Genomic DNA, 13,336 nt, shown 5'->3' with positions numbered 1-13,336 from the left:
GAAAAACATGGCTGACCAATAATCCGAATAAATCTTTCTTTTGGAAAGGAGTTTTGTTGATGAATCATACATTAAATGAAAAGGTTGTTTTTCGTTTGCTTTTCTTAATTGTAATAGGACTAATAATCACTAAATTGATCTATATGGAAGCATTGCCAACAGAGCAAGTAGTAAGTACAAATGAAGATAAGGAGGTTTCTGTGATTAACGCAAACACAAATTTAGCTAATTGGATAGTACATGGAGAAGGCACACTGGAAGACACAGAACAAGGATTAAAGCTTACATCCGAACCAAATGAGAATGTAATGGCGATTTCAAGTGTTCAATCAGAAGACTTTATTTATGAAGCAGATATAAAAATTTTGGACCAATCAGCAGACGCTACCTTGATTTTTCGATCTGGTGAAGATGGTTGGGATTCTTATATGGTTCAAATAGCTCCAGATGCAGGAATTATTCGACTTCGTGATGCTCGTGATGAAGGTAGATTAAAAGAAGAAACTCACGTAAATATTCAAGAAGGAGAAATCTATCATTTAAAGGTAAAAGTAGTAGCAGATAATATTAAAGTATATTGGGAAGATCAATATACTCCAGTCATAGATTCTAATGTATCGCTCTATCATAACGGATATCTAGGACTAAATGTATGGAATGGCTCTGCATTATTTCAGAATGTAGAAGTGAGTGAAGTTACTACAAATTTAGGTTCAACTTTAGTTGAGGAAGGAAATTGGGAACCAAATATTAAAGGTTTAAAAGGACTAGCAGATGAGAACGAAATAGCTAAGAAAGTATATGAAACACAAGCAAGTGACTTTGTGTTAGAAGGTAATGTCTCTCTTGATGACGAACAAGCGGAGGCAGGTCTTACATTCCGTATGAATGAAGATGGGACTGACGGTTATCAAGCTATACTTATGAAGCATGGAGAGGAAATGGAAGTTCGGTTACAAAAAACAGATGGAACAGTGATTGGAAAATCTACACGAAGCTTTAAATCACCAAATGGTACTAAGCACCATTTGGAAATAATAGTGAATAAAGAGCAAATAACATTGTATCTAGATGGTTATGCAGATCCCGCAGTACAAGTTACAGATAGCAGTTACTCGGATGGTTTAACAGGCTTGACGGTTTTAAAAGGGGAAGGTTATTTTCAAGATGTCTATGTAGTTCCAACAAATAGTTATTACAAAGAAAATTATAGACCGGATTATCATTATACGCCAGCTCGAGGATCCGCCAGTGACCCGAATGGACTTGTATATTTCGAAGGTGAGTACCATCTCTTCCATCAAGATGGTGGTAAATGGGCGCATGCAGTTAGTGAAGATTTAATTAATTGGAAACATCTACCTATAGCTTTGCCGTGGAATGATTATGGGCATGTATGGTCAGGATCTGCAGTAGCAGACTTGCATAATGATTCGGGGCTTTTTACTGATTCTGGTGGCAAAGGATTGATAGCGTACTATACTTCTTTTAACCCTGATGCTCACAATGGAAATCAGCGAATTGGTCTTGCTTATAGTAAGGATAAAGGCCGTACATGGGAATATTCAACAGAACACCCGATTGTAATTGAAAATCCGGGGAAAAACGAGGAAGATCCAGGAGGCTGGGATTTTCGCGATCCGAAAGTAGTACGTGATGAAGCGAATGATCGTTGGATAATGGTTGTATCGGGCGGAGACCATATTCGATTCTTTACTTCTAAAGACCTTATTCAGTGGGAACATACAGATAACTTTGGCTATGGTGATTATATTCGTGGAGGAGTATGGGAATGTCCGGATCTTTTTGAACTGCAAGTCGAAGATACAGACGTGAAGAAATGGGTGCTTATGATCAGTACCGGGGCAAATCCGAATACTGAAGGTTCTGATGCAGAATATTTTATTGGAGAGTTGACACCAGATGGGAAATTCATCAATGACAACCCAGTTGGAGAGGAATTGAAGACAGATTATGGTAAAGAATTCTATGCTTCCATGTCGTTTGCCAATATGCCGGATAATCGCCGTATAACGATGGCGTGGATGACAAATTGGGACTATCCATTTGATTTTCCAACAGAAGGATGGCAGGGTCAACTTACTATTCCAAGAGAATTACGGTTAATACAAACAGATGAAGGAATTAGACTTGCTCAAGCGCCGATTGAAGAATTACAAATGATTCGCAAAACAGTTTTTGAAACAGAGAATAAACATATAAAACCTGAAGATGCCTTGAACTTATTAAAAAAAGTAAACGAAGGATCCTATGAAATCGAAGCGGAGCTTGAAATACCATCTAATAGTGACGTAACCGAGTTTGGTTTCCAACTTCGAGAGGGAACAGAAGAAAAAACTTTGGTCGGTTACAACATAACAGATAATCTAATGTTTATTGATCGTTCCAATTCAGGTTATACAGATTTCTCTAACCAATTTACAACTTTACATGAAGCTCCGCTACTACCAGAAAATAAACGCATTAAACTGAATATTTTTGTGGATAATGCGTCTGTTGAAGTGTTTGCGAACGATGGAAAATCAGTATTTTCTGATGTCATCTTTCCTAAAGCAACGAGTAGAGGAGTTAGCTTTTACACGGAAGACGGCGCTGTTAATATAGTGTCCCTTAAAGTCCATACACTTAATGATATCTGGAATCGAGATATAAATGAGAAAGCTAGTATCGTGACAAATACGAAAGAGATAGAGATGAATATTGGAGATACCCACTCAGTGTATGCAGCGATTGATGGCAGTAAAGAGAATGAAATGCAGCCAATAAAATGGGAGACATCAAATGCTGATATCGTAAAGATAGAATCTGTTAATAATCGTAATGCAGTAATCAAAGCAATAGGTGATGGAGAAGCAACTATTACAGCATCAACACCAGATAAGAAAGTGTCTGAAGAGATTAATGTAAGCGTATACGATGGTGAGTTTCATTCAAATCTTACAGGTTGGACCTCAGATATATCTGGTGCCACTTGGATTACTACGGAAGATGGGATCCGAGGTTCGCATAACAGTGATGCTAATTACATGGCAAAAGAAAATGGAGGAAATTTTATATACGAATCAGACATGATGCTTGATGAAGCTGGTGGAGCTGGATCCATACTATTCCGTGCAAGCAAAGATGGAAGGAGTGGGTATTACTTTAACTTAGATCCTAATATGAAAGCTTTTCGTCTTTTTTATAAAATGGATGGACGTTTTGAAGAACGTATGATAATCAAGGAAGTCCCAGCATTTATTCAGCCTGGAAAAATATATAAAGTAAAAATTGAAGCAAATGGTCCACAGATTCGAATTAATGTAGGTGGTGAGAACATTATAAATATTAAAGATGGTACCTTTGCAGAAGGACACTTTGGGTTAAACGTATTCGGAGGGCGAGCTACTTATCAAAATGTGAAAATTAGTAATGTAACGGAAGCTGACTTAATGGAAACTTCCTTTATCAATTCTCATACTGGGCAAACCATCTATGCAGCTACTTCTAATAATGGTGAATTGGTTACAGTAGGAAAAGAAGATGAGCTGACAAATTGGACCTTAATTCCTACTGGAGATGAACACGACTCCTATTCAATAAGGAATGAAGAGGGAAAAACTATTGATTTAGATACGGGCGAGAATAAAATTCAGCTATATGATTACCTCGGTTACGATAATCAACGTTGGATAATAAAAGAAAACGAGAATGCAACTGTATCGATAATATCTGTTTTTAATAGTCAAGCAATGGAAGTAACAGAAGAAGGTGAATTAACGTTACAGGAATATGACCCATCGAAATTACATCAGCAGTGGACATTATCTTCAGAAGTAGATTAACTGGTAAGCAATAGGCTGAAAAGGGAGGTTGGTAAACTTCCCTTTTCTAAATTAATTTATCATGGCGCTAACCGTCCGTAATACCCTCAATGATTGAAGTCTCACCTTGTAATGATAACGCTAAAGAGAGGAAGCTTTCCCGTGATATAATGAGAAGTGAAATTAATCTATTTGTTAATTTAATAAAGCTTAAAATGTTCTATATGTATTTGGAGGAACGAATATGTTTTTTTCATTGCGAAATAAGCTATTTCTAGTGTTTTCTTGTTTATTAACCATCCCGTTTCTTGTTTTGTCTTTAGTTATTCCTAGTTTATTTACTATTTATATTAAAGATCAAACGCAAGAATTAACGGTTGAGATGATGGACCAATTTTCACTTTATATTGATTCTATTACCAAGCAGGCTGAAGATGTAGGACAACAAGTGTTGGTTAACCCGATAACGCAGGAATGGTTACAATTAGAAACAAAACAAAAAGGTGATGATACACTGACCACTGCTCGATTATTAGTAAGAAATGAATTAAACGCTTTACTAAGTTCGATGATGGTCAATAACTCTAATAATATTTCAGTTTCCATCTTTACACATGACGGGGAAGGGATTTGGGGAGATTATGCTGATTTAGAAAATAACACTTGGTATAGCGAGTTTGAGAATCATAATAAAACATATACACGTTCACATATAGACCCGAATCAACAGTCGGCTGTAATGCGAGATTTACATATTAATAGTCATCTTATCCCTTTAGTTGATATGAATTCCTTTGGTGATAGCGGTGTTATTAAGGTTAATTTTTCTACAGAATTGATTGAAAATGCATTAGATAAAATAAAGATTGGTGAGCAGGGAAATACTTTTATCGTCAACGAACAGGGGGCAAATGTATTAACAGGGGAGATAAAAACACCTCAAGAGATTGTTACTGATTCTTTAGAAGAGATGAAAGACAGGCAAAACGAACAAGGATTGTTAGAAATAGAAGGTGATAATGAAAAATATTTATTATTTTATCAACACTTATCAGTAGGTGATTGGATTTTAATGAGTGAAGTTACTGAAGCGGATTTGTTTGCCCATCCCTATCAAATTCAGAAAAGTATGCTTTTACTGAGTTTTGGAGTGTTTTTAATTACCATTATTGCTTCATTTGTATTTTCATCTTCTATTACTAATCCACTTCGAGAGCTAACTAAAGCAATGAATTACCTGGAGAAGGGGGATTTTAATAGTGCCAAGCAGATTATGCCAACAATAAAATCAGAAAATAATGAAGTACGTTATGTTTTACGTGTGTTTGCTCATACGCTCGAACAGTTAAAGAGTTTAATTGATAATGAATATAAAGCTAATATTCGTCGGCGTAATGCAGAGTATAAAGCATTACTGTTGCAAATAAATCCCCATTTTTTAAATAATACCTTGGAAATTATGGGGGGATTGGCAGCTCAAGGTAAGAATAAAGATGTGATGAATGTTAGTGTTTATTTAGGGAAAATGTTGCGATATTCTTTGGATACAAAGTCTAATACTGTCACACTTGGTGAGGAGATTCAGTATATTCGTAACTATGCAACTATTTTACAACTTCGATACGAAGATGCGCTCCATATATCTATTGATGAAGATCCGGAATCTAAAAATCTTCCAATTATTAAATTTATTATTCAACCACTAGTTGAAAATGCAGTAAAGTATAGCTTCATTGCCAAAAACCATGCAAAAGTGTATATAAAAACGAGTTATCAATCAAATCATCTCACAATCGTTATAGAAGATGATGGGATAGGAATGTCCGAGGAAGTTATTTATCATTTGATAGATAATGATGATAACAAAACTAAATCAAGTACATTGGAAAGTAGCGGAAATAGTATTGGCCTTAAAAATGTCTTGGATCGCTTACAGTTATATTACGAAGAACAATTCTCTTATCAGATAGACTCAGAAATAAATAAAGGGACAAGAATTACATTAGGTATAAACTATGAGGGAAGGGAAATGAATGAGGAAAGTCATAATCGTTGATGATGAAGCGCAAGTACGTAAAGGACTACATTGGAAGGTTGACTGGGAAGAGGAAGGCTTTCAAATCGTAGCAGAAGCACCAAATGGCAAGGAGGCACTCGCATTAATTGCTGAGAATAGAATTGATCTGGTACTGACTGATGTTAGAATGCCGATAATGGGCGGAATTGAATTAGCAAAGCAGTGTCAGGAAAATTATCGAAATACGAAAGTTATCGTATTATCAGGTTATTCAGATTTCGAGTATGTGAAGAATTCAATGAAAGAAGGGGTGAGAGATTATTTATTAAAACCAGTAGATCCAGACGAATTACAAGAAGTATTAAAGCGAATGAGACAAGAAATAGAAAATGACAAGAGTAAACAATTAGAATTAGAGAGAGTGCAAAGACTTGTCCGTACCCAACTACAGGAAGTGCAAGAGCAATATTTACTTTACTTAGTGAAAGAAGAATGGCTGCAGCATAGTATTGTCAAAGAAAGGTTAAAACAATTAAAATTACACAGTCTTCTGCAGGAAAACGTAAAGGTTCAGTTTATCACAGTGGAGGTACGGGATCTAATCGAGCATTCTAATCGAGTTAAACAATTACAGATGACTTTTCAAATGTTATGTAAAGAAATTGCCGAAAAACAATCTGGTGTCTTATCTTTTTATGATCCCAATTATACGAATATGATCCATTTTTTAAGATTGGTAGATGACTCAAACAACCCGTCTTATTTAGTTAAGTCAGTTCAGCATAATGTGAAAGTTTTACTTAAATTAGAAGCGGTGATTGGCATCGGTAATATTGTGACGGGAATAACCGAATTTAAAATGGGGTATATTTCTAGTTTACTGTCTTGGAGTCAAAGTCAATTAGGAACTCATTCGCAAGTTATTGATGAAACAGTGAAAAAAGAAGGAATTGCCGATTTTTCACCAGAGTTAGAAAAAAGAATAACGAATGCAATTGAACAAACCAATTTGGAACGGTTTAAGTCAGAACTTGAATTGTTGCTTGGCGAAACGAATAAGCAATCTGTGTTATCTTTCTCCATCATGTCAAACAGAATATTATTTTCTTTAAGCGCAATTGCTAAAAAATATGATATGGAAACGACCCAAACACAAAGATTTATTTGGGAAAGCCAACAAGCAATTTGGGAACTTAATTCCCAAAAGAGAGTGATGGATCACCTTGTTCAACTTGCACGTATAATCATTGAACGAGTAAGTAATACCCGTATAACCGATGGGAAATTAATTGTTGATGGTGTTAAACGCTACCTAGATCAGCATTATGGAAATGATGTTTCTTTAACCGCCTTATCGGAATTATTTCATATTAATAGTGCTTATTTATCAGAAATTTTCAAGCTTCAAGTTGGTCAAAACTTTAGTGAATATCTTGTTGAAAGACGAATGAAAGAAGCAAAAAAATTTCTAAAAGACCGACATTTAAAGATTATTGATGTTGCTAATTTAGTCGGTTTTTCTAGTTCCGCTTATTTCAGTACAGTTTTTAAGAAACATGTCGGTCAAACACCAGCAGAATACCGTAAGTCTCTAACAGTATTTTCTGATTTTGAATAAAGGGTGTATGCATATGAAAAAAATAGTTTATATCTTAGTCTTCATTTTATTAATTAGTATTGTCACTTGTTATTTATTAATGGTAGTAAAACCACTAACATCTGATCGTGGTCGTCATAGTGCTGAAGAGGTGATGAATGAGGAAGACAAGGTACACCTGACATTCTGGCGTAATTTTGGTAATTCTGCTGAAAATGAAGCATACAACGAGTTGATTAGTGACTTTGAAACTGCGCATCCTAACATAAATATTAATATGGAAGAAATAGAATATAGTAACTATGAAGTGAAATTGCGTACGGAAATCGTTACTGGAACTGGACCAGATATTATGGCTATCGACAGTCCTAATTTAGCATTGTACGCTAATTCAGGAATTTTGCTATCATTAGATCCTTTTGTGGAAGAAGATGTAGATATAAAGGGAGACTTTCCAGAATCAACCATAGAGGGTTTAACGTATCAAAATGAAATCTACTTAATGCCAATCGTAGAATCTAGTATTGCATTATACTATAATAGGCATATTTTTGAAGAGGCTGGTGTACCTTTTCCAGAGAAAAGTCCTGTAAAGCCTATGACTTGGGAAGAGACTCTTGAAATAGCTAAAGCTGTACAAAACAAAGAGCAAGGTGTGTATGGGATTGATCCAGCTCAAGGTTTCGGTAATGGGGAATCTCCAGCTTATTTTAAGTTACCCTTACTATGGCAGTTCGGTGCTAGTGTATTAAGCCCTGATGGCTCCACAGTAAGTGGTTATCTGGATTCAGAAGAAGCTCTTGCTGCTCTTCAGTTTTACCAAGACTTGTATCATAAAGAAGGAGTCGCAGCACTTGAGTTACCAGATAAAGCTTTCGAAACCAATCAACTGGCAATGACAGTTCTTGGTTCATGGGCATTAACCGATTTGGAAAAAAACGGCTTCATATTAGGAGAAGATTTTGGAGTTGCGCCGCTCCCGAAAGCAGATAAACAGGTAGTTCCAAATGGAAGTTGGGCGTTAGGTATTTCCTCTAAAACAGAACACCCTGAAGAAGCTTGGAAGTTTATTCGTTATGTCACAAGCTATGAAGGAATGAAAAAGTATGTAACCATAACCGGAGATATTCCAGCAAGATATTCGGTTGCAGAGGCTTTGCCAGTATTTGATGAATATCCTTACAATATATTTTTGCATCAAGCATATTATTATTCAAGAAATCGTCCTGTAACCCCTGCTTATCCTGATATCAGCACTGCAGTAAAGGAATTATTTGAGGATATTGGTATTGCTAACAAAGATGTTGGGTCTTCTGTTGATGAAGCAGTTGAAACAATTAATAAACGTTTAAAAGAAATAGAGTAACCATAAGATTGATAGATTCCCTTCCTGTATTTAGGGACTTTCAAAGTTCCCAAAAATTTTATATGACATTTTCCAAAAATATTATAATCCTAAAAACACTCCTTTTGTTAAAGTGAAAGTAGTTATAAGCATTAATGGCATTTAAATGAAGGGATGAATCAACATGCTGGAAAAAAGGTGGTATATACGACTGGGGAATTTAGGATTTAATTTAATTTTACTAAATATATTATGGATTACGTTCTCTTTATTAGGCCTCATTGTGTTCGGTTTCTTCCCGTCGACAGTAGCATTATTTGCTGTTATCAGAAAATTTATATTAGAAGATGAGGACATACCAGTTTTACCAGAGTTTATAAAACAGTTCAAAAACGAATTTATGAAATCAAACCTGATGGGATACAGTGTTACTTTCATAGGAGTATTTTTATTTTTAGATTTTAAAATTGTCCAACAAATAAGCAACGATTATTTGCAAATGATGATGTTTAATTTGATTTTGGTCATAGGGATATTCTATGCGATTAGTATATTGTATATTTTTCCGTTGTATGTTCATTTCGATTTTAAGTTAATACAGTATTTTCGATATGCATGCATACTGACAATAGCTCGACCCTTTCACACTATTATGTTGATCGCTTTTCTAGGCGCTATATTATTTATATATATGTATATCCCGGCGTTAATTCTCCTTTTTGGAATCAGTTTGTTTTGCTTTGTCGTAATGAAAATAGCGGCATTATCTTTTCCGAGAAAGCAAGGACTTAAAGAGTCATATTAATAAAAAGCATTCACTATCACTAGTTTGTACTAGTGATTTTTTTGTTTTATCAAAATTTTTTACCCAAATATTTTGAAGTTCATCAACCTAAAATATTGAAATAAAACGCTTTCATTATTTGGTATATTAAACACATGAAAGCGGTTCGCTAACCCTCAGTGGGGGACAAAAACCCCACTGAGGGAAATCTCACTTTATTCTAAAGAAATCAATTGATCTAAGGAGGACTTCTAATGGGGCAAGGCTGGGATACTTCACCTAAGTCAGATGCACTGACCAAACAGATAAATGAAGGGAGGGAAAAGAAGAAAAGTTCATTAGAATATATCAAAAAGAATTATATTTTGTACTTGTTCTTATTACCTGCTGTTATCTTAGTTTTTATTTTTAATTATATTCCGATGTATGGTGTGACAATCGCATTTAAAGATTTTAGCCCATTAAAGGGAATTATGGGAAGCGAATGGGTAGGTTTTAAACATTTTATCAAGTTTTTGGAATCGCCAAACTTTCATCAAATCTTTATGAATACGATAAAGCTTAGTACATTCGAATTGCTGATTGGCTTCCCGGTACCTGTAATATTAGCTCTAATGTTAAATCAAGTAAGAAGAGCGAATATTAAAAAGAATATTCAGCTAGTGCTTTATGCACCACACTTTATCTCTGTGGTGGTTATTGCTGGTATGACTTTTATATTTTTATCACCTGCAGGGCCGTTAAATGTACTATTGACATTAGTAATAGATCGTCCGATTTCCTTCATGTCTGAGCCTGAGTATTTTCGAACCATTTTCATAGCATCTGGAATTTGGCAGTCTGCGGGGTTTGCATCGATTATTTACGTCGCAGCTCTATCGAATGTAGATCCACAATTACATGATGCTGCCACTATTGATGGTGCTTCATTATTTCAACGTATCAGACATATTGATTTGCAAACATTGAAACCAACGATGGCGGTGTTGTTTATTTTAGCTGTTGGAGGAATAATGACGATTGGATTTGAGAAGGCATACTTACTTCAGACTTCGATGAATTTACCTGCATCAGAAATTATTGATACCTACGTTTATAAACGAGGACTGCAAGCTGCTGATTGGTCATTTGGTGCGGCAATTGGTTTATTCAATTCTATAATTAGCCTGGTTCTGTTAGTAACAGTTAATACAGTTGTAAAAAAAGCAAATGGCGAAACCCTTTATTAGAGAGGAGGTAGTGAAAATGAATAATAATCTCATTAATAATTCGAAAACAGACAAAGTGCTACTCTTTATTAATAAGATACTTTTGGTTGTCGTAGTGCTAATTGTTACATTACCTCTTTTGTATGTACTATTAGGTTCCTTTTTACAGCCTGATGTTCTTTTGACGAAAGGACTTTCATTCGACCCCAAACATTGGACAGTTGATGGGTATGTTCGAATTTTTAATGATGGGTCGATCGTGAGAGGATTTATAAATTCTATTTTATATTCAACTGGTTTTACTCTTGTTTCAGTTGGGTTTACTATTCTTGCGGGTTACTCATTATCTATTGATAATCTGGTAGGGAAGAAAATAATTATGCTTTATTTTCTTTTTACCATGTTCTTTAATGGGGGAATGGTTCCTGTCTATTTACTGGTAAAAGATTTAGGTTTGCTTAACAGTCCATGGGCGATTATTTTACCGGGAGCTATTACTGTTTGGAATATTATCTTGGCAAGGACATTCTTTAAAGGCTTGCCTAATGAATTGAAAGAAGCTGCGAGAATTGATGGTGCATCAGATGCTAAGATCTTCATTAGTATTATATTGCCATTAGCGAAACCTATTATTTTTGTTCTTGCACTTTACTCATTTATCGGACAGTGGAATGCCTACTTTGATGCCATGATTTACTTAGAGGATAAAAGTCTGTATCCGTTACAGTTGGTTCTACGTGACATTTTAATTCAAAACGAAATAGAGCCAGGTATGATTGGAGATCAACTGGCGAGAGCAGAATTACAAAGAATTGCAGAAATGATTAAGTATTCTGCCATTGTTATAGCAAGTTTACCATTAATGATCATGTATCCTTTCTTCCAGAAGTATTTTGAAAAAGGTGTCATGGTTGGATCATTAAAATAATAAAAGCGAGGGATAAAAGGATGAAAAATATGTACAGAAGTTTATTAACACTAACGAGCGTGTTGCTCGGTATTTTATTAATTGCTGGATGTGGTAATAGTGAAAAAGCTTCATCAGAAAACTATGAATTAAATGATATCACGTTCCCTTTAGAGGAGGAAGTAACACTAAAATTCATGACGGAAAGTTCACCAATGGCTCCTGAAGATCCTAATGATAAATTAATTTTACAACGTTTAGAGGAAGAAACAGGAGTACACATAGAATGGAAGAATTATACTGGCGAATCCTTTGCTGAAAAAAGAAATTTAGCAGTAGCAAGCGGTGAATTACCTGATGCAATTATGAATGCAGGTTATAGTGATTATGAATTACTGGACTTAGCGAACGACGAAGCAATTATACCTGTTGAAGATTTAATTGATCAATATATGCCAAATCTGCAGGCGGTATTAGAGCAAGCACCTGAATATCGTGCTATGATGACAGCACCTGATGGTCATATTTATGCTTTTCCTTGGATTGAAGAATTAGGAGCTGGCAAGGAAAGTATCCATTCACTAGATGCGACAGGTTGGATTAATGTTGAATGGTTAGATGAGCTTGGTTTAGATATGCCTTCAACAACTGAAGAACTCAAAGAGGCCCTAGTTGCATTTAAAGAAAATGATATGGCTGGCGATGGCCAAACCATTCCAATGTCATTTATTATCAACCATGGTGGGGAAGATCTTTCATTTTTATTTTCTCCATTTGGTGAGGGCGATAACTGGGATCATACTGTTGTAAGTAACGATGATGAGGTTATATTTACTACTGCACAAGAAGGATACAGGGAAGGAATTAATTATCTACATGAATTATATGAATTAGACTTAATGGATGTAGAAGCTTTTGAGCAAGATTGGAATTCGTATCTAGCTAAGGGTAAAGAAGAAAGATATGGTTTGTATTTTACTTGGGATAAGGCGAATATCACTGGTCAGAACGATAAATATCAATTGTTGCCGCCGTTAGAAGGTCCTGATGGGCGTAAACATGTTGCTCGTTCGAATGGAATGGGCTTTGATCGGGCCCGAATGGTCATTACTAGTGCAAATGAAAATCTAGAATTAACGGCGAAATGGATTGATCAACTATATGATCCTCATCAGTCTGTGCAAAATAACTGGGGGACATATGGTGATGAAGAAAAGCAAAATATCTTTGAATATGATGAAAGCGAAAACATGCTAAGACACTTATCTCTAGAAGGAACTGCGCCAGTAGAATTGCGTGAAGAAACTTCGGTTGGTGGACCATTAGCGATTCTAGATGGATATTATGGTGATGTAACAACAATGCCGGATGATGCAGCGTGGAGATTAGAAATACTTCATGAAGAGTTGGTTCCATATATGAATAATGACAATATTTATCCAAAAGTATTTATGACATTAGAAGAATTAGATGACCTTTCTACCATTGAAGCAGATTTATTTCCTTATGTAGAAAGGAAAAAGGCGGAATGGATCTCAAATGGCAATGTTGATGAGGAATGGGAAGAGTATCTGACAGAATTAGACCGTCTTGGTTATCAAGAATGGTTAGAAATTAAACAAACAGCCTATGATAGAAATGCGGAGGAGTAATA

At 35.4% G+C, this 13,336-nt stretch carries 8 protein-coding genes; all 8 read left to right on the top strand.

The window, feature by feature from the left end; all coding sequences use genetic code 11:
- Positions 1-59: 59 nt before the first annotated feature.
- The 8 genes from GI584_RS19110 to GI584_RS19075 all read left to right on the top strand — a co-directional run bounded on the left by GI584_RS19110 (position 60) and on the right by GI584_RS19075 (position 13,334).
- Entirely contained in the window at positions 60-3,845 is a 3,786-nt protein-coding gene (locus GI584_RS19110; protein ID WP_228552277.1) for a GH32 C-terminal domain-containing protein, read from the top strand.
- Positions 3,846-4,068: 223 nt separating this feature from the next.
- A complete protein-coding gene (locus tag GI584_RS19105) occupies positions 4,069-5,880 on the top strand; it encodes a cache domain-containing sensor histidine kinase (RefSeq protein ID WP_153792234.1) in 1,812 nt (603 codons plus the stop codon).
- Positions 5,858-7,459: a response regulator transcription factor gene (locus tag GI584_RS19100; RefSeq protein WP_153792233.1), complete on the top strand. Its 1,602-nt coding sequence runs from the start codon at positions 5,858-5,860 to the stop codon at positions 7,457-7,459. Before GI584_RS19105 ends, GI584_RS19100 begins: the two co-directional genes overlap by 23 nt.
- 13 nt (positions 7,460-7,472) lie before the next feature.
- A complete protein-coding gene (locus GI584_RS19095) occupies positions 7,473-8,804 on the top strand; it encodes an ABC transporter substrate-binding protein (RefSeq protein WP_153792232.1) in 1,332 nt (443 codons plus the stop codon).
- Positions 8,805-8,967: 163 nt separating this feature from the next.
- Positions 8,968-9,588 (top strand): YesL family protein, encoded by a 621-nt coding sequence (locus GI584_RS19090; RefSeq protein WP_100359219.1) that lies wholly within the window; start codon positions 8,968-8,970, stop codon positions 9,586-9,588.
- A gap of 233 nt (positions 9,589-9,821) precedes the next feature.
- Positions 9,822-10,796 (top strand): ABC transporter permease, encoded by a 975-nt coding sequence (locus GI584_RS19085; RefSeq protein ID WP_091481080.1) that lies wholly within the window; start codon positions 9,822-9,824, stop codon positions 10,794-10,796.
- A gap of 16 nt (positions 10,797-10,812) precedes the next feature.
- On the top strand, positions 10,813-11,703 hold the full coding sequence (locus GI584_RS19080; RefSeq protein ID WP_153792231.1) for a carbohydrate ABC transporter permease: 891 nt from the start codon (positions 10,813-10,815) through the stop codon (positions 11,701-11,703).
- Positions 11,704-11,732: 29 nt separating this feature from the next.
- Positions 11,733-13,334 (top strand): extracellular solute-binding protein, encoded by a 1,602-nt coding sequence (locus GI584_RS19075; protein ID WP_228552276.1) that lies wholly within the window; start codon positions 11,733-11,735, stop codon positions 13,332-13,334.
- Positions 13,335-13,336: the final 2 nt, after the last annotated feature.

It is taken from the genome of Gracilibacillus salitolerans, assembly GCF_009650095.1.
Lineage (GTDB): Bacteria > Bacillota > Bacilli > Bacillales > Amphibacillaceae > Gracilibacillus > Gracilibacillus salitolerans.
This window is presented reverse-complemented; position numbering and strand designations above follow the sequence as displayed.